Below are 25,378 nucleotides of genomic sequence, written 5' to 3'. Positions count from 1 at the left end.
AGACCCGCCCGGCACCGGCCGCTCAGCTGTCGAACCCCAGCCCGAACCGGTCGAGGGTGCGCAGCCACAGGTTGCGCCTGCCCTGGTTGGCGTCCGCCCGCGCGATGGACCAGCGGGTCAGCTGGATCGCCCCGAACCGGAACGGCTCGGGCGGGAACGGCAGCGGTTTGCCGGTCACCATCGCCAGCCCCAGCCGTTCGGCCCGCTCGTCCGTCGCGGGCCCCACCTCCAGATGGTCGAGCATGACCTCGGCGCCGAACCTCGTGGCGCCGACCCCCAGCCCGGTGTAGCCGACGGCGTAGGCGAGCCTGCCGCCCATCGCCTTGCCGTAGAAGGCGCAGAACCTGCTGCAGGTGTCGATCACCCCGCCCCACCTGTGGGTGAAGTTCACCCCTTCCAGCTGCGGATAGGTCCTGAAGAAGTGCTCCGACAGGCGCGCGAACGTCTCCGGGCGGGACTCCAGCTCCGAGCGGACCCCGTTGCGGAAGTGGTAGATCGCGTCGTAGCCGCCCCACAGGATGCGGTTGTCGGACGTCAGCCGGTAGTAGTGGAACTGGTTCGCCGCGTCCGACAGGCCCTGCCTGTTGCCCCAGCCCAGCGAGGCCAGCCGCGCCTCGGACAGGGGCTCGGTCATGAGCGCGTAGTCGTAGACGGGCACCAGGTAGTGCTTCAACCGCTTCAGGAGAGGCGGGAAGGCCCCCGTCCCCAAAGCGACCTTCCGTGCTCGGATGCGTCCGTAAGGAGACCTCAGGAGGACTCCCCCGCCGTCGCCTTCCATGGACGTGACGGGCGTGCGCTCGTAGATCCTGACACCCAGCGCGGCACAGGCCTCGCGCAGCCCCCACGCGAGCTTGGACGGGTGGAGCATGGCGGCCCCGTCCACGTCCCACAGCCCGCCCAGATAGGTGGGCGAGTCCACCTCCGCGCGCATCTCGTCGCGATCGAGCAGCCGCATGTCGTGGCCCAGCGCGGCGCCGTGCCCGGCCTCCTCCTCCAGTTCGGGCAGCTGCCACGGCTCGGTGGCGACCTTCAGCTCGCCGGTGAACTCGAATTCGCAGTCGATCCCGTACCGGTCGACGGCGGAGGCGATCTCCGCCAGGTTCTCCTTGCCGAGCCGCTCCAGGGTCTTGATCTGGCGCGGCCAGCGTTCCATTCCGTTCCACAGGCCGTGGGTGAGGGAGGCGGCGCAGAAGCCGCCGTTGCGGCCGGAGGCCGCCTCACCCACGAGGTCCGCGTCGACCAGCACCACGTCCAGTGACGGGTCGCGTTCCTTGGCCAGCAGCGCGGTCCACAGGCCGGTGTAGCCGCCCCCGATGACGGCCAGGTCGCAGGTGGTCGTCTCCACCAGCGAGGGGTAGGGCTCGGGACGAGCCGGGTCCTGCAGCCAGAACGGTGTCGGCTCCGCCTCGGCGAGAGCCTTGAGCACGTTCACGATTCCCTTCTTCTGCGTCCCCTGGGCCCCGGCCGGGGTCCGTGCCACGATGACCACGGATCCTTCCCCGACCGGGACTAGGGCCACGTGTCAGGTCTTCCTGCGGCGTGCGCCGACCACGTTGACGATCGCGATCAGGACGCCGACGGCGAAGATCAACGTGCCCATCACGTTGACCTGGGGAGGGGTGCCGGTCCGGGTGGAGCTCCACACCCACAGCGGGAACGTCACGGTGGTCCCGCTGGTGAAGTTGGTGATGATGAAGTCGTCGATGGACAGGGCGAAGGCCAGCAGCGCGCCGGAGAGCACCCCCGGCATGATCATCGGCAGGGTGACCAGCCGGAAGGTCTCCCAGTCCGAGGCGCCGAGGTCGGCGGCGGCCTCCTCCAGGGCCGGGTCGATGCCCACGGCCCTGGCCCGGACCGTCACCGCGACGAACGCGATGGAGAACATCACGTGCGCCGCCACGACCGTCCCGATGCCGCGGGGGATGTTCAGGGTGACGAACATCGACAGCAGCGACGCGCCCATCACCAGCTCCGGGGAGGAGATCGCGGCGAACAGCACGATGTTGGACAGGCCCTTGCCGCGGAACCGGTACCGGCCCAGCGCCAGGCCCACCAGGGTGCCCAGGACCGTCGTGACGACGGTGCTCAGCACCGCGATGAGCAGCGAGTTGACCAGCGCCCGGGTGAGGTCCTCCTTCTCGAACAGGCGGGCGTACCACTTGAGCGTGAAGCCCTCCCAGACGAAGTTCTGCTTGCTGGAGGTGTCGTTGAAGCCGAACAGGATCATCACCGCGATCGGCAGGACCAGCCAGCCGACGAGGATCCAGGTGTAGATCTGGAGGCCTCGCCCCTTCACGGCGCCTTTCATCCTCACGGTGCCTTTCGCCTTCACAGCCCCCTTCATCGCTTCGCCGCCTCGAGCACGTCCTCGGTGCCCAGGGCCCGGGCGTAGAGGAAGATCCCGACGAGCAGGATCGCCATCAGCGTGAACGACAGCGCCGAGGCCGTCGGGTAGTCGCTGTTGGTGAAGTACTCGGTCTGGATGATGTTGCCGATCATCACGTTGTCGGGACCGCCCAGCACGTCGGCGTTGACGTAGTCGCCGGAGATCGGGATGAACGTCATGATCACGCCCGCGAACACCCCGGGCAGCGACAGCGGCAGCACCACCCGCAGGAACGTCTGGACGCGCGAGGCGTACAGGTCCTGCGCCGCCTCGACGACCCGGAAGTCGATGCGCTCCAGCGCCACGTAGATCGGCAGCGCCATGAACGGAAGGAAGTTGTACGTCAGCCCGGCGATCACCGCGAAGGTGGTGCCCAGGACGTGGAAGTCGCCCGGCAGCAGCCCCCAGTCCTTCAGGGTGCCCAGCACGATCCCGTTGTCGGCGAGCACGAACTTCCAGGACACCGTCCGCAGGATGAACGACACGAAGAACGGGAGCAGCAGCAGGAGAAGGTACGCCGACTTGCGGCTGCCCGCCCTGAAGGCGATCCAGTAGGACGCCGGATAGGCCAGCACGATGCACGCGCAGGTCGCCAGGAAGCCGTACCAGAGCGAGCGGACGAACTTGTCGCCGTAGCGCTCCAGCCCTTCGGTGTAGTTCTGCCAGTGGAACGTCGGCCGGAACCCGTCGATGATGTTGCCGGTCATCAGCGAGAACGACAACATCATCACCAGCGGGACGGCGAAGAACGCCAGCAGCCACAGCCCGCCGGGCAGGACCATCAGATAGGGGGTGAGCCTCCTGCGCACTACGAGCCCTGCGGGATCGGGGTGAAGATCTGCTGGTACTGCTCCTTCTCCTCCTGCGAGAGGGTCCGGAAGCGGCGCAGGCGGGCCAGATCCTGCTCGCTGGGGTAGACCAGCGGGCTGGTCAGGAACGACTCGAGTTCCTCCTTGTCCTCGCCCGAGGCCGCGTCCGCCTTCTTCCGCAGGACGTCCTTGGTGCCGGGGACCGGCGTGATGTAGGTGATGAACTCCGTCAGCGGCGCGTTGACCTGCGGGTCGTACAGGTAATTGATCATCTCCAGCGCGTCCACCGGGTTCTCGGCGGTCTTGGGAATACAGAGGTTGTCGGTCCAGATCGTGCCGCCCTCTTCGGGGATCACGAACTTCACCTCGGGCCCCGCCAGGCTGTAGGCGTCGCCGGACCAGGCCATCGTCATCCACACGTCGCCCTTGGTGACGGCCTCGATGTAGTCCTGGTTGTAGTACTTGCGCAGCAGCGGGCGCTGCTCGCGCAGCTTGGCCGCGGCCTTCTCCCAGTCGGCGGGCGTCGACTTCTCCGGGTCCACGCCGGTCAGGAACATGCCGACGTTGCCCAGCTCCTGGGAGTCGGCCATCATGCCGATCTTGCCCTTGTACTTCGGGTTCAGCAGGTCCGCCCACTTGGTGATGGGCTCCTTCACGTACTTGGTGTTGTACGCGATCCCGGTGATCCCCGACATGAAGGGGACGGTGAAGGTGTTGTCCGGGTCGTAGGTGGGGTTCTTGAACGACGCGCCGGCGTTCGCGGCGAAGTTCGGCAGCTTCGCGTGGTCCAGCGGGGCGAGGTAGCCGAGCTGGCGGCACTGCTCCAGCTGGATGCCGTTGGTCATCACCATGAGGTCGAAGTCGATGGACTGCCCGGCGCGCAGCGGCTCGTTGATCTTCCCGAACCACTCGCCGTTCTCGTTGATGACCTCCTTGTACTCCACCTCGATCCCGGTGGCCTTGGTGAAGTTCTTCAGGGTCGCCCGGTCGTCCTCGATGTAGCCGACCCAGTTGGCCCAGTCGAGCCTCCCGTTGCGGGTCTTGCCCGCCCAGAACTCCTCGACCTGGGACTTGGTGACGTTCTGCTGCCCGCCCTGCCCGCTGACGCCGCACGCGGCGGCGGCCAGGCCGAGCCCGCCGACGCCCATCAGCCGCAGGAAGTCGCGTCGGTGGGTGAGCCCGCGCTGGAGGAGGGGGTTGCGTTCGTTCATGGGTCAGGCTCCGATCGCGTAAGAGTGCCGCGGTTCCCACGACAGCCAGACGCTGTCCCCCCGTACGGCTATGTCATTGGCGTTGTTGGCGTTCTGGACGAAGACCACGACGTCCGCGCCCGTAGAGGTGCGGACGTTGTAGTTGGTGGAGGTCCCGAGGTAGATGACCTCGGTGACCGTGCCGCGGACCCGGCTGCCCTCCCCCGACGGCTGCTCGACGCTCAGGTCGATCTTCTCCGGACGGACGGTCAGCTCCAGCTCCCCGCCGGCGTCCGCCTTCACGGGCACCACGATCCGCTCCTCCGGGCCGAGGGAGATGACCGCGTTGTCCCCGACCCGGTCGGTGATCTCGCCGGACAGGAGGTTGGAGGTGCCGATGAACCCCGCGACGAACCTGGTGCCGGGCCGTTCGTAGATCTCCCGAGGGGAGCCGAGCTGCTCCACCCGCCCGTCGTTCATGACGGCGATCCGGTCCGACATGGTGAGGGCCTCGCCCTGGTCGTGCGTGACGAACACGAAGGTGATGCCGACCTCGCGCTGGATGCGCTTGAGCTCGACCTGCATGCTCTGGCGCAGCTTGAGGTCCAGGGCGGCCAGGGGCTCGTCCAGCAGCAGCGCGCGGGGGTCGTTGACCAGCGCGCGGGCCAGCGCCACCCGCTGCTGCTGGCCGCCGGACAGCTCGGCGGGCCTGCGTTTCTCCCGTCCGGTCAGGCCGACGACCTCCAGCATCTCGCCGACCCGGCGGGTGATCTCGGGTTTGGAGATCTTCTTCCTGCGCCTGAGCCCGAAGGCGACGTTCTCCGCGACGCTCATGTGCGGGAACAGGGCGTAGGACTGGAACACCATGTTCACGTCCCGCCTGTTCGGCGGCACGCCCACGACGTTCTGACCGTGCAGGAGGACCTCGCCCGAGGTGGGCTCGTCGAAACCCGCGATCATGCGCATGGTGGTGGTCTTGCCGCACCCTGACGGACCCAGGAGGGAGAAGAACTCTCCCTCCCCGATCCGCAGGTCTACGCCCTTGACGGCTTGGACGACCTCTCCGTGCGACGTGAACTCCTTCACGACGCCGGAGAGTTCGATGGCGGGGGTCTCCGTCATTGCGTTGGTCCTTCGGGGGTTGTGCGGAGCCCGGCGGGGGCGGTCGGGGGACGCCGTCCGCCGGGCTGGTGGAGCCGAGGGGTCAGGTGCCCAGGTAGTGCATGACGTGCTTGATCCGGGTGTAATCCTCGAAGCCGTACATAGAAAGATCTTTTCCGTAGCCGGAGTGCTTGAAGCCGCCATGCGGCATTTCGGACACGAAGGGTATGTGGGTGTTCACCCAGACTGCACCGAAATCCAGCCGCCGGGTCATCCGCATAGCCCTGCCGTGGTCCTTCGTCCACACCGAGGCCGAAAGACCGTACTTCACGCCGTTCGCCCAGCGCACGGCGAGGTCCTCGTCCGAGAACGGCTGGACGGTGATGACCGGCCCGAAGATCTCCTCCTGGACGTGCTCGTCGTCCTGGCGCAGGCCGGAGATGACGGTCGGGGCGAAGAAGTAGCCCCGGTCGCCCACCCGTGCGCCGCCGGTCTCGACCGTGGCGTGGTCGGGCACCCGGTCCAGGAAGCCCTGGACCCGGGCGAGCTGGTTCGCGTTGTTGACCGGACCGAAGTAGGCGTCGGGGTCGTCCGGGCCCGCGGTCTTCAGGTCGGCCGCGGCCTCCGCCAGCGCCGCGGTGAAGTCCCCAGCGATGCGCTCGTGCACCAGCACCCGGGTCGCGGCGGTGCAGTCCTGGCCGGCGTTGAACAGGCCCGCGCCCGCGATTCCCTCGGCGGCCGAGGCGATGTCGGCGTCGTCGAACACCACGACCGGGGCCTTGCCGCCCAGCTCCAGGTGCACCTTCTTCAGGTCCTTGGCGGCCGAGGCCGCGACCTCCTTGCCCGCCCGCACCGAGCCGGTGATGGAGACCATCTGCGGGACCGGGTGCTCCACCAGCGCGCGGCCGGTGTCGCGGTCGCCGGTGACGACGTTGAACACGCCCGGGGGCAGGAACTCGGCGGCGATCTCCGCCAGCAGCAGCGTACTGACCGGAGTGGTGTCCGACGGCTTGAGCACCACGGTGTTGCCCGCCGCGAGCGCCGGCGCGAACTTCCACACGGCCATCATCATCGGGTAGTTCCACGGCGTGACCTGCGCGCAGACCCCGATCGGCTCCCGCCGGACCGAGGAGGTGTGGTCGGCCAGGTACTCCCCGGTCGCCTTGCCCTCCAGGATCCGGGCCGCGCCGGCGAAGAAGCGGAGGTTGTCCACCATGGGAGGCAGCTCCTCCTCCATGGTGAGCTGCACGGGCTTGCCGGTGTTCCTGCACTCGGCCGCGACGAGCTCCTCGCCCCGCGCCTCGATCGCGTCGGCGAACCTCAGCAGCGCCAGGCTCCGGTCCTTGGGCGTGGCGTCCCGCCACCCCTCGAACGCGGCGGCGGCCGCGGTGTAGGCGCCTTCGACGTCGGCGGCCCCCGACACCGGGGCCTGCGCGTAGACCTCGCCGGTGCTGGGATCGACGACGTCCGAGAACGAGCCGTCCCGTGCCTCGACGTACTCCCCGTTCACGAAGTTGCGCAGGAGTGCCTTGCCGGTCATCTTCGACCTCCGCGATCTGTCCTTGTCGACTGACTTTTGCAGAGCATAACCACGCGTAACAAGGGATTCCGTTGTTAAGTTCAAGTTTCGCAACGAAATCCCTCGAAAAGGGACGCCCTGCGGGATGATGTCGCAGCAGGGAACGATTCAATGGGATGCCCGCGTGTTCTGCGGCCTTCCTTACCCACCGGGAACCGGAAAGATGTCGTCATGAGCGAGACAGCGCGCCGAGCCCCCCTGGACGAGACCTCCAAGAGGATCATCGAACAGCTCCAGGAGGACGGCAGGCGCTCCTACGCCGCGATCGGCAAGGCCGTCGGGCTGTCCGAGGCCGCCGTACGCCAGCGCGTGCAGCGACTGCTGGACACCGGCGTCATGCAGATCGTCGGGGTCACCGACCCGATGATGCTGGGATTCTCCCGCCAGACGATGATCGGGATCAAGTGCCGAGGCGACCTGGAGGAGGTCGCCGACGAACTCGCGGCCATGCCCGAGATCGACTACGTGGTGATCACGGCCGGCTCCTTCGACCTCCTGGTCGAACTCGTCGCCGAGACCGACGAGCAGCTGCTCGAGATCCTCGGCCGCATCCGATCCGTCCCCGCCGTCGTCAGCACCGAGAGCTTCGTCTACCTCAAGCTCAGGAAGCAGACCTACTCCTGGGGCACCCGCTGACGTCCCTCAGAGCTCCGCCCGGATCCGTTCGGCGTAACCGGCCATCTCCTCGGCCGAGTCGTACCGGTGGCGGGGCCAGAAGAAGCCCTTCAGGCCGTCCTTGGGGTTGCGCGGCACGACGTGGACGTGCAGGTGCGGCACACTCTGGCTGATCTTGTTGTTCATCGCCACGAAGGTGCCGCCGGCCTCCAGGCCCCGCTGCACGGCGCCCGCCAGGCGCTGCGCCAGTGTGAACAGCGGCCCGAGCTTCTCGGGCGGCACGTCCGTCAGGGTCTCGTGGTGCTCCCTGGGCACCAGCAGCACATGCCCCTTGATCAGCGGGCGGACGTCCAGGAAGGCCACCGCCTCCGGCTCGTCCAGCACCAGACGGGCGGCGGAACGCCCGGAGACGATCTCGCAGAAGACGCAGTCGGCCATGGTCGGCCAGCCTAACCGGACGCGCTCCCGGCCCGCTGGAGGTGGTCGAGAGCCGCGGCGAGCTCGTCCAGGAACCGGTCGACCTCGACCTCGTCGTAGCCGGACCCCAGGAACGACGAACCGAACAGGCAGTCCCGGATGTCCTGGCTCGAGACCGCCGGGGCCACTCCGCGCAGCCCGGCGATCACCCGGTCCAGGAACTCGTCGACTTCCTTCTCCCGGTAGCCCGGACGCAGCCGGGTCGGCGTGAACTCCGCCTCCTCGATCCACCTGACCAGCCAGGGCACCTGCCCCGCGACCGTCTCGGTGTAGGGCTCCCGGTCGCCCCGCTCCCGCTGCTCCAGCTCCCGCACGTACTCCAGCAGGGCGCCGTCCACCGCGTGCGGGTCGTACCCCCGCAGCACGACGCTCAGCCTGGTCGCGCGCAGCTCGTCCGCGGTGATCGGGGGCACCTGCGCGTCGTTCCGGCCCAGCGTGGCCTCGATCCGCAGCAGCAGGGCGTCGACCTCTATCGCGAAGTAACCGCGCAGCACGCGGGGGAACCGTGCCACCGGGGGACCTCCTAGGGGCTGGCCGTCAGGTCTGCACGGCGGCGGCCAGCTGGCCGCAGGCGCCGTCGATCTCCCTGCCCCGGGTGTCGCGGACGGTCACGGCGACGCCGTGCGACTCCAGCCTCCGGACGAACTCACGCTCGTCCTCGGGCCGCGAGGCCGTCCACTTCGATCCCGGAGTGGGGTTCAACGGGATCAGATTGACGTGAACGAGCTTGCCTTTCAAGAGCCTGCCCAGCAGATCGGCCCGCCAGGCCTGGTCGTTGATGTCCTTGATCAGCGCATACTCGATCGAGACCCGCCGGCCGGTCTTGCGCGTGTACCCCCAGGCGGCCTCCAGCACCTCCTGGACCTTCCAGCGGGTGTTGATCGGCACCAGGGTGTCGCGCAGCTCGTCGTCGGGGGCGTGCAGCGAGACCGCCAGCCGCACCGAGAGGTCCGCCTCGGTGAGCTTCTCGATCGCCGGGACCAGCCCCACCGTCGAGACCGTCACCCCCCGCTGCGAGATGCCCAGCCCCGACGGGCTCGGCTCGGTGATCCGCCGGACCGCGCCCAGCACCGCCTTGTAGTTCGCCAGCGGCTCGCCCATGCCCATGAAGACGATGTTGCTGACCCGGCCCGGGCCTCCCGCGACCCTGCCCTGGTTGAGCGCCCGCTGTCCGGCCGCGACCTGCTCGACGATCTCGGCGGTCGACAGGTTGCGGGTCAGGCCCGCCTGGCCGGTCGCACAGAACGGGCAGTTCATACCGCAGCCGGCCTGGGAGGAGACGCACATCGTCACCCGGTCGGGATAGCGCATCAGGACGGACTCGAACAGCGAGCCGTCGAAGGCCTTCCAGACCGTCTTGTGGGTGTTGCCTCCGTCGCACGCCAGGTCCCGCACGGGGGTGAGCAGCCGCGGCAGCATCTCCGGGACCAGCTTCTCGCGCAGCGCCTTCGACAGGTCCGGCATGTCCGCCGGGTCGTCGACCAGGCGGTCGAAGTAGTGGCGGGACAGCTGGTCGGCGCGGAACGGCTTCTCGCCCAGCGCCGCGACGGCCTCCCGCCGCTCGGCGACCGTCAGGTCGGCCAGGTGGCGGGGCGGCTTGGCCCGCCGGGGACCGGCGAAGACCAGCTGTCCGGGCCGGGGCGGGACGCTCTGGGTGTTCTCTTCCGACGACATGCTTCCAGTCTCGCTCACGCGAAGGAGTGGAACGTCTGGAGCAGGATCCACACCACGGGGACGGTGATCAGCAGGGAGTCCAGCCGGTCCATCACCCCGCCGTGGCCCGGCAGCAGGCTGCCCAGGTCCTTGATCCCCAGGTCCCTCTTGATCATGGATTCGACGAGGTCGCCGAGCGTGGCCGTCAGGACCACGCAGGCCCCCAGCACCACGCCCTGCCACCAGGGGGAGTCCAGCAGCCAGACCATCAGCCAGGCGCCGACCCCCATGCAGGTCAGGGCGGAGCCCGCGAAGCCCTCCCAGGTCTTCTTCGGGCTGATCTTCGGGGCGATCTTGTGCTTGCCCAGGTAGGCGCCGACGAAGAAGCCGCCGATGTCACTGGCCACCGTGACGGCGATGAACGTCACGATCTGGTGGGCGCCGTTCTCCGGCTCCAGCAGGAGCATCGCGAAACCCACCAGGAACGGCAGGTAGACGACGGTGAACACCCCGGCGGTGGTGTCTCGGACGTACCCCTCGGATCCGTCCTTCATCCGCCAGATCAGCAGGACGAGGACGGTCGACGCCAGGGTGACGACCATGCCACCGGGGCCGTAGAAGAAGGCCACGGGGAGCATCGCGGCGCTGCCGATCGCGACGGGCGGCATCGGGATCCTGATCTGGCGGCCGGCGAAAGCCGAGTTCAGTTCCCACAGCGCCACCCCGCCGAAGACCAGCACGACCAGGATGAAGGACTCGCGTACCGTATAAAGCGAGACCAGGACCAGCGCGGCCAGTCCCAGTCCCACTCCCACGGCCACCGGGACGTTGCGTCCCGGATTGCGTCTGGCCGCGGGCTCTGTCGATTGGGCCATCAGATTTCGAGCAGCTCGGCCTTCTTGTGCTCGAGTAGCGCGTCGATGGAGGCCACGTACTTCTTGGTCACCTCGTCGAGCTCCTTCTCGGCACGCCGGACCTCGTCCTCGCCGGCCTCGCCGTCCTTGACGAGCTTGTCGAGGACGTCGTTGGCCTTGCGGCGGATGTTGCGAATCGAGATCTTGGCGTCCTCGGCCTTGGTGCCCGCGATCTTGATGTACTCCCTGCGGCGCTCCTCCGACAGGTCGGGGAAGACCACCCGGATGATCGAACCGTCGTTGCCCGGGTTCACGCCCAGGTCGCTGTTGCGGATCGCCTTCTCGATGGCGGCCAGCGAGCTCTTGTCGAACGGCTGGACGACCACCATGCGCGGCTCGGGCAGGTGGAAGGAGGCGAGCTGGTTCACCGGGGTCATCGCGCCGTAGTACTCCACCATGATCTTGTTGAACATGGCGGGGGTGACCCGGCCGGTGCGGATACCGGTGAAGTCCTCCTTGGCGACCGAGACCGCCTTCTCCATCTTCTCCTCGGCTTCGAGGAGGATCTCATCGATCACTGCACTGGCTCCCGTCTAGTTCTGTGCCGGGCTGACGAGGGTGCCGATCTTCTCGCCCCGCACAGCCCGCACGATGTTGCCCTGCCCCATGAGGTCGAAGACCACGATGGGCAGGCCGTTGTCCATGCACAGGCTGATGGCGGTGGCGTCCATGACCTTCAGACCGCGTCGCAGGACCTCACCGTAGTCCAAATGGTCGAAACGCACCGCGTCCGGGTTCTTCCGGGGATCGGCGTCGTACACGCCGTCCACCTGGGTGCCCTTGAGCACCGCGTCCGCGCCGATCTCCAGCGCGCGCTGGGCGGCGCAGGTGTCGGTGGAGAAGAACGGCTGGCCCAGGCCCGCACCGAAGATCACGACGCGGCCCTTCTCCAGGTGGCGGACGGCCCGGCGGGGAATGTACGCCTCGGCCACCTGCGCCATCGTGATGGCCGTCTGCACCCGGGTCTCGACGCCGATGCGCTCCAGGAAGTCCTGCAGAGCCAGGCAGTTGACCACGGTGGAGAGCATGCCCATGTAGTCGCCGCGGGCCCGGTCCATGCCCCGCTCGGACAGCTGCGCGCCGCGGAACATGTTGCCGCCGCCGCAGACCACGGCGACCTGGACGCCCTCGTCGACGGCCACCTTGATCGCTTCCGCGACGTGCTGCACCACGACCGGGTCGATGCCCAGCGGCTGGCCGCCGGCGAACGCCTCGCCCGACAGCTTCAGCAGCACCCGCTTCCAGCCATGGTGAGAGGCCGTCGCTGCGTCATTCTGATGGATTTCCGGCACGGCGACGGCCTCCTCGGTGTTGCTTCACGTTCTACCTTAGGTTTCCCCCGGCTAAGGAGAAAGTGGATCAGCCTCTGGGCGAGAGCCTCAGGCCTGGCCGACCTTGAAACGGACGAAACGCTCGACCTTGACGCCGGCCTCGTCGAGGAGCTTGGCGATCGTCTTCTTGTTGTCCTTGACGAAGGCCTGCTCCAGCAGGACGAAGTCACGCAGGTAGGCGTTGACCCGGCCATCGACGATCTTGGCGATCGCGGCTTCGGGCTTGCCCTCCTCGCGGGTCTTGGTCTCGGCCAGCGCCCGCTCCTTCTCGATCACGTCGGCCGGGATCTCCTCGAAGGTGAGGTACTTCGGAGCCATCGCCGCGATCTGCTGGGCGACGTCCCTGGCGACCTGCGGGTCGACCTTGTCCAGCTGGACCAGCACGCCGGTGGTCGGCGGCAGCTGCGGGTCGGACTTGTGCAGGTAGCTGGCCACGTACGCACCGGTGAAGTGCACGAAGCGGCGCAGCTCCAGCTTCTCGCCGATGGTGGCGGAGTTCTGCTCGATCAGGGCCTGGACGGTCTTGCCCGGCTCGATCTCCGCACCCAGCAGGGCCGGGACGTCCGCGACGCCGGACTCGGCGGCGAACTTGGTGATCTTGTCGGCGAGCTCGATGAAGCTCTCGTTCTTGGCGACGAAGTCGGTCTCGCAGTTGAGCTCGAGCAGCGTGCCGTCGCCCTCGCCCTTGAAGTACTCGGCGACCAGGCCGTTGCCGGCGGTGCGCTCGGCGCGCTTGCCGACGTCCTTCGCGCCCTTGAGGCGGAGGGTCTCTACGGCCTTCTCGAAGTCGCCCTCGGCGTCGACGAGCGCGTTCTTGCAGTCCATCATGCCGGAGCCGGTGAGCTCACGGAGCCGCTTGACGTCGGCGGCGGTGACGTTCGCCATGGTTCTTGAATCCCTTTTCGTGGTCTGCTCTGGCACGAGCACGGCCCCGTGCGGGGCCGTGCTCGCGAGGACTTACTCCGCGGCGGGGGCCTCGGCGTCGGAAGCGGCCTCGGCGGGAGCCTCGGCGGCGACTTCGGCGGGGGCCTCGGCTGCGGCCTCGGCCGGAGCCTCAGCGGCGGCCTCGGCGGGCGCCTCAGCGGGAGCCTCGGCGGGCGCCTCGGCGGGCGCCTCGTCCTTCTTGCCCTCGAGCAGCTCGCGCTCCCACTCGGCCAGCGGCTCGACGACCTCGGCGGCCTTGTCGGCGCCCGCGCCTCCGCCGGAGCGGGCGAGCAGGCCGTCGGCGGCGGCGTCGGCGACCACGCGGGTCAGGATGCTGACGGCGCGGATGGCGTCGTCGTTACCCGGGATCGGGTAGTCGACCTCGTCGGGGTCGCAGTTGGTGTCGAGGATCGCGACGACCGGGATGTTCAGCTTCTTGGCCTCGCTGATCGCGATGTGTTCCTTCTTGGTGTCCACGATCCAGACGGCGGAGGGGACCTTCGCCATGTCGCGGATACCGCCGAGGGTCTTCTCCAGCTTGTCCTTCTCGCGCTTGAGACCCAGCAGCTCCTTCTTCGTCATGCCGGAGCCGGCCACGTCGTCGAAGTCGAGGAGCTCGAGCTCCTTGAGGCGCTGGAGCCTCTTGTGCACGGTGGAGAAGTTGGTGAGCATGCCGCCCAGCCAGCGCTGGTTGACGTAGGGCATGCCGACGCGGGTCGCCTGCTCGGCGATCGCCTCCTGCGCCTGCTTCTTGGTGCCGACGAAGAGGATCGTGCCGCCGTGCGCGACGGTCGCCTTGATGAACTCGTAGGCGCGGTCGATGTGCCCGAGCGACTGCTCGAGGTCGATGATGTAGATGCCGTTGCGCTCGGTGAGGATGAAGCGCTTCATCTTCGGGTTCCAGCGACGCGTCTGGTGGCCGAAGTGCACGCCGCTCTCGAGCAGCTGTCGCATGGTGACGACGGGAGCCATGGGCCCGTACTCCTTCTTGTGTTCGGTTGCCTGTCACGTCCGGACGCACCCCGCTGCCCCGTCACGAGGACGATGCAGACCTGGGAGGCGCGTCCCGCCTGGGCGGCCGGCGGACGCTGAGAATTCGGGCACGTGGACAGAGTCCACGCGCACCGTGTCATCAGTTTAGGGGAATGCGCCCCCGACCACGAATCGAATGGGCGGCCGCCGTCCCCAGAACGGGGTTCGGCCGGTCATCGGGGAGTTCCGGGGCCGATGCTGACGGCATGATCCTTCCGCTGCCCGTCCCCCCGCCGCCCTGGGAGTGGCCTCTACCGCCTCCCGTCCGCGTCGTCCGCGCCTTCGCCCCTCCCGCCGCCCCCTGGCTGCCCGGCCACCGCGGCGTCGACCTGGCCGCCCGCCCCGGCACGGGCGTCCACGCCCCCGCCGCGGGCCGCGTGACCTTCGCCCGCGACCTGGCCGGCCGCGGCGTGATCACTCTCACCCACGGCCCCCTGCGCACCACCTACGAGCCGGTCCTCCCCGCCGTCCCCCCGGGCTCCCCCGTCACCGCCGGAACCCTCATCGGCACCGTCCAGCCCGCCCGAACCCACTGCGCCCCCGCCACCTGCCTCCACTGGGGCCTCCGCCGCGGCACCGCCTACCTCGACCCCCTGCTCCTCCTCTCCCTCCCCCGCATCCGCCTCCTCCCCCGCCTGCCCGCCCCCTGACCGGCCGCCTTGTGGCCCGATCACCTCCATCCGGCTCCCTATCTCCCGGCCTCCCGGGCCATCCAGCCACCCGGCTCCCGGGCCGCCCGGCCATCCAGGCCACCCGGGCCACCCGGGCTACCCGGCTCCCGGGCCACCCGGCCTCCCATGCCTCCCGGGGCGAGGGCCGGGAGGTCTCGCACCGCGCCCGGGCGGATCCCGCTCGCCGCCCGCCGAGCGGGATCCGCCCGCTTCCTCTCCAACACCCACGAGTACGGATCATCGGCGCGCTTCGCGGGTAGCGTTACCGGGGTGAACGGGCTGGGTCTGGTGGAGTTCGAGCGGCATCTACGGCTGGAGCGCGGCCTGTCGGCGCACACCGTCCGCTCCTATCTGAGCGATCTGCGCGACCTGGAGGCCCACGCCCTGGCCCGCGGCCTGACCTCCCCCGCCGACCTGCACATCGACCTGCTCCGCGACTGGCTGGCCCGCCTGCACGACTCGGGCCTGGCCAGGTCGACCCTGGCCCGCCGCACCGCGGCCGTCCGCACCTACACGGCCTGGGCCCACCGCGGCGGCCTCCTCCCCGACGACCCGGGCCCCCTCCTGGGCGTCCCGCGAGCCCCCCGCGCCCTTCCCCGCATCCTCCGCCGGGACCAGGCCGCCGAACTCCTCGACGCACCCCGCGACCCCTCCCCCGAGCCCCTGCGCGACCTGGCCGTCCTGGAACTCCTCTACGCCACCGCGATCCGCGTCGGCGAACTGTGCGCCCTGGACATCGACGACCTGGACGAGGAGACCGAGACCATCCGGGTCCTGGGCAAAGGCGGCAAGCAACGCACCGTCCCCGTCGGAAGGCCGGCCCTCGAGGCCGTCCGCTCCTGGCTGTCGGCCCGCCCCGCCTGGACCACCCCCCGAAGCGGCCCCGCCCTCTTCCTGGGCTCCCGAGGCTCCCGCCTCCACCCCAACACGGCCCGCCGCGTGGTCCACCGCGCCCTCCAGAAGGCCGGCCTCCCCGACCTCACCCCCCACGGCCTCCGCCACACCGCCGCCACCCACCTCCTGGAGGGCGGCGCCGACCTCCGCACCGTCCAGGACCTCCTGGGCCACGCCTCCCTCCAGACCACCCAGCTCTACACCCACCTCACCCCCGCCCACCTGAAAGCCGTCCACTCCCGAACCCACCCCCGAGCCTGACCCTCCACCGCCCTCCACCCGCGGCCCATCCCCAGGAGAACGCGCGCCCGGCGACGCACCGCCCGCGCCCGAACGGCGCTACGCACACCGGAAGTTCCACAGAAGCAACATGCGCCCGGCAGCGCACCACCCGAGGCTGAACGCGCCACGCACACCGGAGTTCCACAGAAGCAACATGCGCCCGGCAGCGCACCACCCGCGGCTGAACGCGCCACGCGCGCTGAACAGCCCGCAGAAGAACATGCGCCCGACGGCATACCGCCCCGTGGCTGACACGCACTGAACGATCCTTAGAAGAACGCGCGCCCGGCGACGCACCGCCCGTGACTGAAGGCGCGCCGACGTGCGCCGAGTCATCCACAGAACGCGGTTCGGTCACTTTCGGCGACATTCCATGCCTCAGGGTGATGGCCAGGAGGTGATGGCGATGAACGCCGGACACGAGCTGGGGCGTCGCGGGGAGAACGCGGCGGTGCGCTATCTGGAGGGCATGGGGTGGCGGGTGCTCGAACGCAACTGGAGGTGCTCCGAGGGGGAGCTGGACATCGTGGCCCACGACGGGCACCGGCATGTGGTCTGCGAGGTGAAGACGCGGCGCACCCGGGCCTACGGCGACCCCGCCGAGGCGATCACGATCTCCAAGGCGCTGCGGCTGCGCAGGCTGGCGCGGCGCTGGGCCAGGGAGCACGGCGTCCGGACGATGTCGGTCCGGATCGATCTGATCGGCCTGGTCGGCGGCGGGACCGGCGGCTTCACCGTCGACCACCTGAAAGAGGTGGCGTGATGGCTCTCGCCCGGACCAGAGCGGTCGCCCTCGTGGGGGTCTCCGGCCATCTCGTCGACGTCGAGGCCGCCATCACCAGCGGTACCCCGGGCCTGCACCTGGTCGGCCTGCCCGACACCGCGCTCAGCGAGGCCCGCGACCGGGTACGCGCCGCGATCATGCACTCGGGCGAGGAATGGCCCGTGAGACACACGACCGTGGCGCTGGGGCCGGCGGGGCTGCCCAAGGCCGGCGCGGGCTTCGACGTGGCGATCGCCGTCGCGATCCTCGCCGCCGCCGGTGAGCTGCCCCTCGCCGACTGCGCCGACCTCGTCATGCTCGGCGAGCTGGGCCTGGACGGACGGATCCGTCCCGTCCCCGGGGTGCTGCCCTGCGTGCTGGGCGCCGCCGAGGCGGGCTGCCGCACCGTGGTCGTGCCCCGCGCCAACCAGGGGGAGGCCGAGCTCGTCCCCGACGTCAAAGTGATCGCCGTCGGCAGCCTGCGCGCGCTGCTGTGCCATCTGCGCCACGAGCCCCCGCCCCTCGAACCGGACGAACCCGTAGAGCTCCCCGCCCCTCCGAAGGACAGGTCATCGGCCCGTTCCCGGCGAGGGTCCCTGGACCTGGCCGACGTGCGGGGCCAGGCCGAGGCCCGCCGCGCGCTGGAGGTCAGCGCCGCGGGCGGCCACCACCTGTTCCTGCTGGGCCCGCCCGGCTGCGGCAAGACGATGCTCGCCGAACGGCTCCCCACCCTGCTCCCGCCGCTGGACCGCAGGATGGCCCTGGAGGTGACGGCCGTGCACTCCATAGCGGGGGCCCTCCCCCCGGACCGTCCCCTCATCGAGCACGCGCCCTTCCAGGCCCCGCACCACAGCGCCACGAAGTCCGCCATCATCGGCGGCGGATCCGGCCGCCAGGTCCACCCCGGCGTGATCAGCCTCGCCCACAACGGCATCTTGTTCATAGACGAGGCCCCCGAGTACACGGGCGGCATCCTGGACTCCCTGCGCCAGCCCATGGAGTCGGGCGAGGTCTGCATCGACCGGAGCGGCGTGAGCACCCGCTTCCCCGCCATGTTCACCCTGGTCATGGCGGCCAATCCCTGTCCGTGCGCCGCCGCCAAGGTCCTGCAGTGCCGCTGCACCCCTTCGGTCCGCGCCCGCTACCTGGCCAAGATCTCAGGCCCTCTCCTGGACCGGGTGGACCTCAAGCTCGAGTTGAGCCCCGCCACCCGCGCCGAGCTCCGCTACGACCTGGAGAACGCCGAGTCGAGCCGGACGGTGGCCGCCCGCGTCCAGGACGCCCGCGACCGCGCCCTGGCCCGAATGTCGGACCTCCCCTGGCGCAGCAACAGCGAGATCCCGGGCCCCGAGCTCCGCCGCCGCTTCCCCGTCTCCCCCGAGGCCCTGGCCCCCCTGGAGCGGGCCCTCCAGGAGGGCTCCCTCAGCGCCCGGGGCATGGACCGCGCCCTCCGCACCGAGAGGGCAGAGAAATAGCAGAGGTGAGACCATAACGTCACCAGGGGGACAGGTCAGACCGCCCGGACGAGCCGGAGCAGCTCCCGGGAGCCGTCAGCCCCGTCGAGGGCCTTGACCACCCGCAGCCCCCGGGTCCGGACCTCCCCGTCTCCCGGCTTCTCGTACCGGTGCAGCTCCCCCAGCGTCGCCATGGCGATGGTGACCGCCTCGTCCGTCCGGCCCGCCAGGGCCACGGCCCGCGCCAGGTTCAGACTCGTCCGGATCGAGATCAGGCGGCTCCCCGTCTTCGGGTAGGCCCTCAGCCCCGTCTCGATCAGCTCGACGGCGTCCTCCTCCCCCGCGTCGGCGGCGGCGTCCCCGAGTCCCGCCGTGATCTGGGAGGCGGTCACGGACAGGGCCCCGAGGGATACGTCCGGGAGGTGCCGGGCGGCGGCCTCCGCCCTGGAGCGGGCCCGACGGTAGACGTCGAGGAGGTCAGTGCGGTCCTCCCTCGATCGGCGGGCCGCCGCACGGGCCAGCGTCACAGCGGCCCATATATAGAGGTCGTCCCCCTCCTGCCGGGCCAGCGGGGACCGGGCCTGCTCCAGGGCGGCGGCGGACAGCTTGCAGGCGTCGAACGCCGTCCCGTGGTGAAGCTCGACGGTGGCCCGCCGGATCGCGGCGAACGCCTCCGCCCTCCGGTTCCCGGACCGCAGTCCGGCACTCCGGGCCATCAGGGCGTAGGACCGGGCGGCGGGCACGTCCCCCGCCGCGAGGCACACGGTAGAGAGGAGACCGAACTGCCAGCCCTGGAGGGCAAGGGCCCGGTCGGCGATCCGGTGATGGGTCGAGGTCTCGATCAGCCGGGCGGCCTGCTCGGTGTCGGACTTGAGCGAGACCCGCAGGGCGATCGGGGAGTGCCCGGAGATCAAGGACTCGGCGAAGACCCGGAGGCGGCTGTCGAGGTGGTCGAGGGTGTCGTAAGTGCTGGTCATGCTCGGGAGTCTAGGCAACCTGTTCCATCCTGTCCCTACCTATCCCAGGCAGTCCCGGCCTGTATCGCATCGTCCCAGGTCACCTAGGGTCAGGATCATGTCCGAGATCGACTTCGACGGCCCCGACCCGATCTATGTGCAGCTTTCGGCCGTCCTGGAACGCCGGATAAAGGACGGGACCTATCCGCCCAATCGCAAGATCCCGCCAGAGGCGGGCCTCCGGGAGGAGTTCGGGGTCGCCCGGAACACCGTCCGGGCCGCGATCAAGGTCCTGACGGACAGGGGGATGCTCCGCCCGGTCGTCGGCCGTGGCGTGTTCGTCCTGCCGTGGGCGGTCGAGGGCACCGGGCCGGAAAAGGACTGACCCCGCCTCGCTCACCGGGCCGGAAGGAAAGAGCCCAGAGGTGCCGGAGCGAAACGGGGTCAAGCGAGCGCAGGTGGATCACAGCGGGCGAGAAGGGGAACACTTAACCCGCTACGCACCTTGGCTTCCGGACGCCCCAACAACTAGGGGAAGAAAGACGCCGGACGGCTTTGACGCTCACGATCTAGGTCACGGGATCAGCTCCACTTGACGGCCTCCCGTAGCTCGACCGCCCGGGGGCGGGAGCCGGGACGAGCCGACTCGGTCACGGGCGTCGAGGAGGTCGAGGTGATCCGCCCTCCGACCTTCAGCCGGGAGTACTCCCTCAGCGCCTCGACAAGGCCCCCATCGGCCCGCAGCCCCGCCCAGTCCCCGAACGCCACCTTCTGCCGGAGGTAGCCCCGGGCCTGTCCGTCGCTCATGCCGTGGATCTCGACGGCCGTCCGGACGGCTTCCTCCCACTCCGGGAGGCTCTCGACCGTGGGAGCGGAGCGAACGGGGCCCCGACCGGCGGCGGCCCGCCGCGCGGCCGACTCGGTCAGTCCCATCTCGGTGAACGCGGCTTCGAGCCGGTCGGCCGGAGCGGTGCTCTCCCTGATCAGCCCGGACTCGGTGACAGCGTCGAGGGCGGCCGACTCGCTTAGCCCCAGCTCACGCCACGACTCGTAGAGGCTCCGGGCCTGCCCGGTCAGCTCCTCAGCGCTCATGCTGCCCTCCGTGTCATGCGTTCGATCTCGTCCCGGTCAAGGCACCACCGGCCGGTAGCGTCCCGGTGGCCCAGTCCCCCGGCGGCGAGTTGCTGCACTCGACGGCGGGTGAGCCCGAGCAGCTCGGCGGCTTCGCTCGTCCCGATCGGGTCATGTGGCCAGGATGCCCCGTCCCGGCTGTCGGCCGCTTCGGCGGCGAAACGTGCCTGCCCGTAAGCCCGCGCGGCCCTTCGCATCGCCTCTCTCACCGCCATCTCGTCCGGGTCGGCGAGCCTGTCGAGGACGGCCCGGACCTTCGGGGAGTCCAGAACCTTCCGGTAGATCACGGCGACGTGGCCGGGAACGATCACGGCGTGCTCGACGTACGCGGGCCCGGTCACGACAGGTCCATGTCGAGGAGGTCGATGATGCTGTACCCGGACAGGTCGACCGGCTTGGGATCGGTCGGCGACACGGCGGGGGCGGGCTCGATCCGTTCGAGGAGGTCGCGGTACTCGGCGCTCTCCTCCTCGTCCAGCCGGAACAGGGATTCGTAGGGGTCGAACGGAGGGATCCTGCCGGAGCGCACCGCCTCGAAGTGCTCCTCTTCCTCCCGCAGCTTCTCCGCTTCCCTCTCGGCTCTCTCCTGTTCCCGCTCCTCCATCCACGCCCTCCACTCTGCCCACTCCCTCCTCCGTTCGGCTTCCGCCTCAGCCTCGGCCTCGGCCCACTGCCGCTCCCGCTCAGCTTTAACCCTGGCCTCGGCCTCCAGCCGGACCCTGTCCTCCTCCCGCCGGATCCTGTCCAGGGCAGCGCGTACTTCGTCCCCGTCCTTGGGGGTGAAGAGGGCCGGGTTGATGCGATCCCACATGCTCGGAGGGAGACCCTGACGCTCCCCCCATTCCGCTTGTAGTCGACGCACCGTCGCCTTGTAGGCACGGCGGGCGTCTTGTACTCCCGGGTCCTCATCCATAGGTTCCACGGTGATCATCTCCAGTGTTCGGGAGGTCCGAGCCTCGGTCGAGGCCCGGAGGACTTCACATGATCGGAGTCATGTGAGACCGCGAGGCGGGCCCCGCCCTGACTTACGGGAATGTTCGTTCCCGACACTCAGACGGCCGACAAGGCACCGTGAGAGGCTGATCGGAGAGGTAGCAGGATGGATACTCAGGGTCACGCAGAAGGACCCCTGCCGACCGGCAGGGGTCCGTGGCCCGAGGGTCAGCCCTGACGCTGCTGGAACGCCTCGGTGAATCGGTGGATCGTCGAGGCGAGAGTGAGCAGGGCGTACGCCTGAGCCGCCTCGTAGTTCTGCTCTCGGACGGCTTCCATCGTCAGAGCTTGGAAGTCGGTCGGATGATGCATCGCAGTCCTCCCCCATCGGCTGGAGATTCCAGGGGAGCACGCGAGGGTCCGAGGAGAAAGCGAGACGGCCGGAAGCGGCCCGCCTCACCCCGATACCGTGGGGGCGAGACGAGCCCGTTAGCCGCGGGCTCGTCTCACTCGTCTTGTCCACCGGGCTCACACCGCGTCCGCGATAGCGGCCCGCCGCCAGACCCCGGGACGGACCCGCTCGACCCGGCCCTCTGACAGGAACTCCTTCAGCCGGTCATCGCAGGTCTTCTGAGACAGACCGGCGACCTTCTCGACGTCCTTCCGGTGGACCTCAGAGCCGTCCTCGGGCAGCGCCGCCCACACAGCCGCCCTGCTGTAGTCCTTCCGGTCGAGACGCACCGACGGGGCGGCCTCCCGGACCGGCTCGTCAGGCGACGGCTGAGCCAGCGCCGCCCGCAGGTCACGCGGCCCGCCACGGTTCACCCTGACCGGCGGGGGCGCGGTCGACAGGTCGGCCTCCTGCTGAGCGTCCGACAGGTAGAACGCCTTGCCCTGAACCGGCTCCCCGTAGGTCGGGCTCTTGATCAGGAAGGTGTTCTTCGGCAGGCAGTGAGCCGACCAACCTTCCTTCTCGGCGGTGTCCCCGAAGACGACCCGGTTCGCCGTCGAGTCCCGGACCCTCAGCCCGATCGTCTGCGGCAGGTTCCGCTTCACCTTGGCGGGCACCGAGGCCGCCACGGGGTTCTGTGTCGCCAGGACCAGCGTGATCCCGAACTTGCGGCCCTCAGCGGCCACGCTGACGAGCAGGTCCCCGTACCCCTCCTCGGTGAGCACCTGCGCTTCGTCGACCACGAACAGGATGTGCGGGTGCTCCGGGGTCGGGTGCCAGTTCTTGAGCCCCCGGGCCTCCATCTGCTCACCCCGCCACTGCCGCTCGGCGAGCAGGACGTCAATGATCCGCTCGGCGTCCTCGGTCGAGGTCCCGACCACGTCGGCCCGACCCCGCCACGCCCCGAACTCCGTCGCCCCCGAGCCCATGTCGAGGAGGACCAGGGACAGCCACTCGACCCGGCTCGCGAGCCGGAGCAGGTTCTGTAGAACCATCGACTTTCCCGCGCCGGTCTCCCCCGCTACGAGCGTGTTGACCCGCAGGTCGAACCGGACCGGCTCCCCCGTCTCGAAGATCCCGAACTCAAGGAGCGGCTCAGCCAGGCTGACCGGGACGAACGCCGGGGGCAGGATCGCCTCGGCGTGCGGGTCCTCCGTCATGACCCGGACCCGGATCAGGCGGGCCTTGTTGTTCTCCGGCACCGCCAGCACCCGAGCAGAGCCCCGCTGGGCGTCGAGGGCACGTTCGAGGGCGGGCAGCAGGTTCCGCACTTCGGGGATGCCGTGCTTAACCGTGGTCCGGATGTCGACCGAGGCGGACCACTCGTCACAGGTGATCCGGACGAGCTTCATGCCCACGGTCCCCAGGTCCCGGCAGGTGTAGGGCCAGCGCTTCACGAACCGGCGGGAGGACCGCCATGCCTCGACCCGGGGACGGAGCCCCCGGACGGCGCTGATGTCCACCCGGACGCCGGAGCGCCGCCAGTTGTGCCGCCACCAGGCCAGCGCCGCAGCGCCCGCCAGCGGCCCGGTCAGCTCGACCGGGGGGAGGTCGAGGAGGAAGGCGTCGATCCCGGCCAGGGCCGCCGTGCCGTAGGCGGGAGCCATCACGCGACGGGTCCGCCACGTCCGGGCGATGACCTTCCGCTCGAAGGACCGCTCAGCCTTCCGTGCCGCCTTCTCGGGGTCCTTCGGTACCCGGACGTAGAAGACGTCACGGCGCAGGGCCCGGAGGATCGCAGGAGTAGGAGCAGCCTCGCGCCCCCGCGTAATCGGGGTGTCCGGCGTGGCCGCTCCTCCTGCTCCTGTGCCCGCGCCGCCCGAGCCGGCGAAAGTCTCGACCGACTCTCGACCGAACTCGTCGTCCGACTCCGGGCCTTCCTCGAAGGGCTCGACCGGGTCGGGTACTGCCTTGAGCCATCGCCTGTCGCGCGGCGTCTCGTGTACGTCCGTCATGGTGTTCCCCTATGTCCTCTCGTCGGTGCTGGCCGGTCGGTTGGCCGGTCACGTGGCCGGACATGTCCGCATGTCCGTCCGCGTCATCGGTCACTCGTGTCCGGGGCGGACATGTCCGCGTGTCCGGATGTCCGGGGCGGACATGTCCGCTGTCCGGCTTCATGTCCGCGTGTCCGCGTGTCCGTGTCCGGGGCGGACAGGAGGGGCAGATGTCCGTGTCCGGATGTCCGCGCCCTGCCTGTCCGCTGTCCCATGTCCGTGTCCGCCTTCGTGTCCGTGTCCGGATGTCCGCGTGTCCGGGGCGGACATGTCCGTCAGGCCGACTTCCGAGCGGGCATGTATCGGCGGGCCTGCCTGACCGAGACGCCCAGCTCAGCGGCCAGCTCAGCGGACGTGATGTCCGGGCGGGCGGACATCAGGGCCAGAGCCTCGGCCTGACGGCCCTTCCGGGCGGACATGTCCGTGACCGTGGCGACCGGAGCGGACACCTTGTCCGGGGCGATGTCCGGGGCGGACATGTCCGTGTCCGGCTTCGTGTCCGCCTCGATCGCGGGGAGGATGTCCGCCTCGATGCCCGGGACGATGTCCGTGTCCAGCCTGTCCGCGCGGACCTTGGTGGGCTCCGGGTCCGTGTCCGGCTTCGTGTCCGGCTCGACGGCCGGAGCGACGAAGCCACTCGGGCCGACGGGCAGGGTCTCGGTCCAGGCCCGGAAGCCGTTGAAGGTGGAGTTGAAGTGGAAGGTCAGCCGGAGGACCCAGAGGAACAGGCCCTTGGCCTTGCGGATCGGGCCGTCCTCCTCCTCGGTGACCATGAGGCGGCGGACGTTGGAGATCAGCAGGTCCGAGGTGAGCGCGTAGACCACGGGGGCCATCGCCCACACGGAGATCGAGGCGACCCCCAGGTCAGCGGAGAAGACGTTCATGGCGACGCTCGCCCCGATGAACAGGAGGTTGAGCACCCGGCACATGAACGCGCTCATGCCCTTGAGGGCGAGAGCGAGACCGATCATCGCGACGATCACGGCCCCGCCGTCGAGGATCAGGGACTCCAGGACGGCGGCGGTGTGGTCCTGCTTCTCGGCATAGATGAAGGCGTACTGCGCCTTGAAGGACACGAACATCGCGGCGGCGGCCACGGCGAATAGCAGGACGCTGGAGGCGATCAGGAGGGCGTTCCCGGCCTTGGCCTTGCCCTGACCCTTGCCGGTCATGTCGTAGATGTTGGCCCCGCCTTCGATGCGGGGTGTGGGGTTGACGAGCGACTCGATTCCCTTGGTGACCATGGTCGTTCTCTCCTTCTCGTAGGGGGGTTAGTGCTTCTGTCGGGGTCCGCAGGTGGGGCAGTGGGAGCCCCTCCTCTCCCGTCCGTGCTGCTCGCGGATCGCTGTGGTGAAGGGTCCGGCCTCTTCGAGGTCGTAGCCGCCCCTCAGGGGGGAGGACTCGCACCGGCAGTGCGAGGCCCGGGGCCCGGCGGGGAGCCCGTGGACGTGCCAGGTCCTCTCGTGCTCGCACCAGACACGGAGGGTGGAGCCGTCCCGGTAAGCGGGGAGCACGGGGTCGTTCGGCAGCCCATGGGGTTCGGCGAACGCGGGGGTCTTCACGGCGTCTCCTCCTTCGTCTTCCTGGCTCGGGCGTGCTTGGCCCGGTGCCGCTCGGCGTCGCAGAGTCGGCATTGGATCTGCTTGTCCCCGGTCCACGTGTTCTCGGGGGTCCGGGCGTGCCCTCTCGGGCAGACCACTCGCCGGATGGGGAGTCCGGTCAGGACGAACCATCGGCGCGCGGCCTTGATCAGCGCGTCGGCGGCTCGGGCCGCCTCTGGTGCTTCGTTCGGGTCGGGGAGCATGATCACCTCCAAAAAGAGAGAGACCAGGAACGGC

Annotated in this window: 29 protein-coding genes; 6 read left to right on the top strand and 23 right to left on the bottom strand. The window is 69.6% G+C overall.

Annotation, left to right across the window (positions count from 1 at the left end; translation table 11 throughout):
- Nucleotides 1–22 precede the first annotated feature (22 nt).
- From ABD327_RS14435 to ABD327_RS14410, 6 genes are all read right to left on the bottom strand, one after another.
- On the bottom strand, nucleotides 23–1,432 hold the full coding sequence (locus ABD327_RS14435) for an NAD(P)/FAD-dependent oxidoreductase (RefSeq protein ID WP_344450982.1): 1,410 nt from the start codon (nucleotides 1,430–1,432) through the stop codon (nucleotides 23–25).
- A 90-nt stretch (nucleotides 1,433–1,522) separates the two neighbouring features.
- Nucleotides 1,523–2,308, bottom strand: a complete 786-nt coding sequence (locus ABD327_RS14430) for an ABC transporter permease (protein WP_344450860.1) — start codon at nucleotides 2,306–2,308, stop codon at nucleotides 1,523–1,525.
- A gap of 32 nt (nucleotides 2,309–2,340) precedes the next feature.
- Nucleotides 2,341–3,168, bottom strand: a complete 828-nt coding sequence (locus tag ABD327_RS14425; RefSeq protein ID WP_344450981.1) for an ABC transporter permease — start codon at nucleotides 3,166–3,168, stop codon at nucleotides 2,341–2,343.
- 26 nt (nucleotides 3,169–3,194) lie between these two features.
- On the bottom strand, nucleotides 3,195–4,406 hold the full coding sequence (locus ABD327_RS14420; protein WP_344450859.1) for an ABC transporter substrate-binding protein: 1,212 nt from the start codon (nucleotides 4,404–4,406) through the stop codon (nucleotides 3,195–3,197).
- A 3-nt stretch (nucleotides 4,407–4,409) separates the two neighbouring features.
- A complete protein-coding gene (locus ABD327_RS14415; RefSeq protein WP_344450858.1) occupies nucleotides 4,410–5,507 on the bottom strand; it encodes an ABC transporter ATP-binding protein in 1,098 nt (365 codons plus the stop codon).
- Between the two features lie 82 nt (nucleotides 5,508–5,589).
- Nucleotides 5,590–7,026: a gamma-aminobutyraldehyde dehydrogenase gene (locus ABD327_RS14410; RefSeq protein ID WP_344450857.1), complete on the bottom strand. Its 1,437-nt coding sequence runs from the start codon at nucleotides 7,024–7,026 to the stop codon at nucleotides 5,590–5,592.
- A gap of 210 nt (nucleotides 7,027–7,236) precedes the next feature.
- Between ABD327_RS14410 and ABD327_RS14405 the strand changes: the two genes are divergently transcribed.
- Nucleotides 7,237–7,701, top strand: coding sequence for an Lrp/AsnC family transcriptional regulator (locus ABD327_RS14405; protein WP_344450856.1), 465 nt, complete (start codon nucleotides 7,237–7,239; stop codon nucleotides 7,699–7,701).
- Nucleotides 7,702–7,707: 6 nt separating this feature from the next.
- Here the strand turns inward: ABD327_RS14405 and ABD327_RS14400 are convergent, their stop codons facing one another.
- From ABD327_RS14400 to rpsB, 8 genes are all read right to left on the bottom strand, one after another.
- Nucleotides 7,708–8,118, bottom strand: a complete 411-nt coding sequence (locus tag ABD327_RS14400; RefSeq protein WP_344450855.1) for an HIT family protein — start codon at nucleotides 8,116–8,118, stop codon at nucleotides 7,708–7,710.
- 11 nt (nucleotides 8,119–8,129) lie between these two features.
- Nucleotides 8,130–8,669 carry a DivIVA domain-containing protein gene (locus ABD327_RS14395; protein ID WP_344450854.1) on the bottom strand — a complete coding sequence of 180 codons (540 nt, stop codon included), beginning with the start codon at nucleotides 8,667–8,669 and terminating at the stop codon, nucleotides 8,130–8,132.
- Between the two features lie 25 nt (nucleotides 8,670–8,694).
- The gene (rlmN, locus tag ABD327_RS14390) at nucleotides 8,695–9,831 is read right to left on the bottom strand and encodes a dual-specificity RNA methyltransferase RlmN (protein ID WP_344450853.1); all 1,137 of its coding nucleotides are present in this window, start codon (nucleotides 9,829–9,831) and stop codon (nucleotides 8,695–8,697) included.
- Between the two features lie 14 nt (nucleotides 9,832–9,845).
- Nucleotides 9,846–10,625 carry a phosphatidate cytidylyltransferase gene (locus tag ABD327_RS14385; RefSeq protein WP_344450852.1) on the bottom strand — a complete coding sequence of 260 codons (780 nt, stop codon included), beginning with the start codon at nucleotides 10,623–10,625 and terminating at the stop codon, nucleotides 9,846–9,848.
- Nucleotides 10,626–10,684: 59 nt separating this feature from the next.
- Entirely contained in the window at nucleotides 10,685–11,242 is a 558-nt protein-coding gene (gene frr / locus ABD327_RS14380; protein ID WP_344450851.1) for a ribosome recycling factor, read from the bottom strand.
- Nucleotides 11,243–11,257: 15 nt separating this feature from the next.
- A complete protein-coding gene (gene pyrH / locus ABD327_RS14375) occupies nucleotides 11,258–12,016 on the bottom strand; it encodes a UMP kinase (protein WP_425547113.1) in 759 nt (252 codons plus the stop codon).
- An 87-nt stretch (nucleotides 12,017–12,103) separates the two neighbouring features.
- Nucleotides 12,104–12,940: a translation elongation factor Ts gene (tsf, locus tag ABD327_RS14370; RefSeq protein WP_344450850.1), complete on the bottom strand. Its 837-nt coding sequence runs from the start codon at nucleotides 12,938–12,940 to the stop codon at nucleotides 12,104–12,106.
- A 72-nt stretch (nucleotides 12,941–13,012) separates the two neighbouring features.
- Nucleotides 13,013–13,951: a 30S ribosomal protein S2 gene (rpsB, locus tag ABD327_RS14365; RefSeq protein ID WP_344450849.1), complete on the bottom strand. Its 939-nt coding sequence runs from the start codon at nucleotides 13,949–13,951 to the stop codon at nucleotides 13,013–13,015.
- Between the two features lie 266 nt (nucleotides 13,952–14,217).
- On the opposite strand from rpsB, the gene ABD327_RS14360 reads away from it, so the two are divergent.
- The 4 genes from ABD327_RS14360 to ABD327_RS14345 all read left to right on the top strand — a co-directional run bounded on the left by ABD327_RS14360 (nucleotide 14,218) and on the right by ABD327_RS14345 (nucleotide 18,096).
- Nucleotides 14,218–14,661, top strand: coding sequence for a peptidoglycan DD-metalloendopeptidase family protein (locus tag ABD327_RS14360; RefSeq protein ID WP_344450848.1), 444 nt, complete (start codon nucleotides 14,218–14,220; stop codon nucleotides 14,659–14,661).
- A 291-nt stretch (nucleotides 14,662–14,952) separates the two neighbouring features.
- The gene (locus ABD327_RS14355; protein WP_344450847.1) at nucleotides 14,953–15,837 is read left to right on the top strand and encodes a tyrosine recombinase XerC; all 885 of its coding nucleotides are present in this window, start codon (nucleotides 14,953–14,955) and stop codon (nucleotides 15,835–15,837) included.
- Nucleotides 15,838–16,264: 427 nt separating this feature from the next.
- Nucleotides 16,265–16,621 (top strand): YraN family protein, encoded by a 357-nt coding sequence (locus ABD327_RS14350; RefSeq protein ID WP_344450846.1) that lies wholly within the window; start codon nucleotides 16,265–16,267, stop codon nucleotides 16,619–16,621.
- Entirely contained in the window at nucleotides 16,621–18,096 is a 1,476-nt protein-coding gene (locus ABD327_RS14345; RefSeq protein WP_344450845.1) for a YifB family Mg chelatase-like AAA ATPase, read from the top strand. The genes ABD327_RS14350 and ABD327_RS14345 overlap by 1 nt, the downstream gene beginning before the upstream one ends.
- 35 nt (nucleotides 18,097–18,131) lie before the next feature.
- Here the strand turns inward: ABD327_RS14345 and ABD327_RS14340 are convergent, their stop codons facing one another.
- Nucleotides 18,132–19,052 carry a hypothetical protein gene (locus ABD327_RS14340; protein ID WP_344450844.1) on the bottom strand — a complete coding sequence of 307 codons (921 nt, stop codon included), beginning with the start codon at nucleotides 19,050–19,052 and terminating at the stop codon, nucleotides 18,132–18,134.
- Nucleotides 19,053–19,149: 97 nt separating this feature from the next.
- On the opposite strand from ABD327_RS14340, the gene ABD327_RS14335 reads away from it, so the two are divergent.
- Nucleotides 19,150–19,416 carry a GntR family transcriptional regulator gene (locus ABD327_RS14335; protein WP_344450843.1) on the top strand — a complete coding sequence of 89 codons (267 nt, stop codon included), beginning with the start codon at nucleotides 19,150–19,152 and terminating at the stop codon, nucleotides 19,414–19,416.
- Nucleotides 19,417–19,613: 197 nt separating this feature from the next.
- On the opposite strand, the gene ABD327_RS14330 is transcribed toward ABD327_RS14335, so the two are convergent.
- The 8 genes from ABD327_RS14330 to ABD327_RS14295 all read right to left on the bottom strand — a co-directional run bounded on the left by ABD327_RS14330 (nucleotide 19,614) and on the right by ABD327_RS14295 (nucleotide 25,344).
- Nucleotides 19,614–20,123, bottom strand: a complete 510-nt coding sequence (locus ABD327_RS14330) for a hypothetical protein (protein WP_344450842.1) — start codon at nucleotides 20,121–20,123, stop codon at nucleotides 19,614–19,616.
- The gene (locus tag ABD327_RS14325; RefSeq protein WP_344450841.1) at nucleotides 20,120–20,503 is read right to left on the bottom strand and encodes a hypothetical protein; all 384 of its coding nucleotides are present in this window, start codon (nucleotides 20,501–20,503) and stop codon (nucleotides 20,120–20,122) included. The genes ABD327_RS14330 and ABD327_RS14325 overlap by 4 nt, the downstream gene beginning before the upstream one ends.
- The gene (locus ABD327_RS14320; RefSeq protein WP_344450840.1) at nucleotides 20,500–20,973 is read right to left on the bottom strand and encodes a hypothetical protein; all 474 of its coding nucleotides are present in this window, start codon (nucleotides 20,971–20,973) and stop codon (nucleotides 20,500–20,502) included. Before ABD327_RS14320 ends, ABD327_RS14325 begins: the two co-directional genes overlap by 4 nt.
- A 350-nt stretch (nucleotides 20,974–21,323) precedes the next feature.
- Nucleotides 21,324–21,467 carry a hypothetical protein gene (locus ABD327_RS14315; RefSeq protein ID WP_344450839.1) on the bottom strand — a complete coding sequence of 48 codons (144 nt, stop codon included), beginning with the start codon at nucleotides 21,465–21,467 and terminating at the stop codon, nucleotides 21,324–21,326.
- A gap of 156 nt (nucleotides 21,468–21,623) precedes the next feature.
- A complete protein-coding gene (locus tag ABD327_RS14310; protein WP_344450838.1) occupies nucleotides 21,624–23,501 on the bottom strand; it encodes an FtsK/SpoIIIE domain-containing protein in 1,878 nt (625 codons plus the stop codon).
- 314 nt (nucleotides 23,502–23,815) lie between these two features.
- Entirely contained in the window at nucleotides 23,816–24,784 is a 969-nt protein-coding gene (locus ABD327_RS14305; protein WP_344450837.1) for a DUF2637 domain-containing protein, read from the bottom strand.
- Between the two features lie 27 nt (nucleotides 24,785–24,811).
- A complete protein-coding gene (locus ABD327_RS14300) occupies nucleotides 24,812–25,102 on the bottom strand; it encodes a hypothetical protein (protein ID WP_344450836.1) in 291 nt (96 codons plus the stop codon).
- Nucleotides 25,099–25,344 carry a hypothetical protein gene (locus tag ABD327_RS14295; RefSeq protein WP_344450835.1) on the bottom strand — a complete coding sequence of 82 codons (246 nt, stop codon included), beginning with the start codon at nucleotides 25,342–25,344 and terminating at the stop codon, nucleotides 25,099–25,101. Before ABD327_RS14295 ends, ABD327_RS14300 begins: the two co-directional genes overlap by 4 nt.
- Nucleotides 25,345–25,378: the final 34 nt, after the last annotated feature.

The sequence above is a fragment of the Actinocorallia aurantiaca genome, from assembly GCF_039533685.1.
Classification (GTDB): domain Bacteria; phylum Actinomycetota; class Actinomycetes; order Streptosporangiales; family Streptosporangiaceae; genus Actinocorallia; species Actinocorallia aurantiaca.
This window is presented reverse-complemented; position numbering and strand designations above follow the sequence as displayed.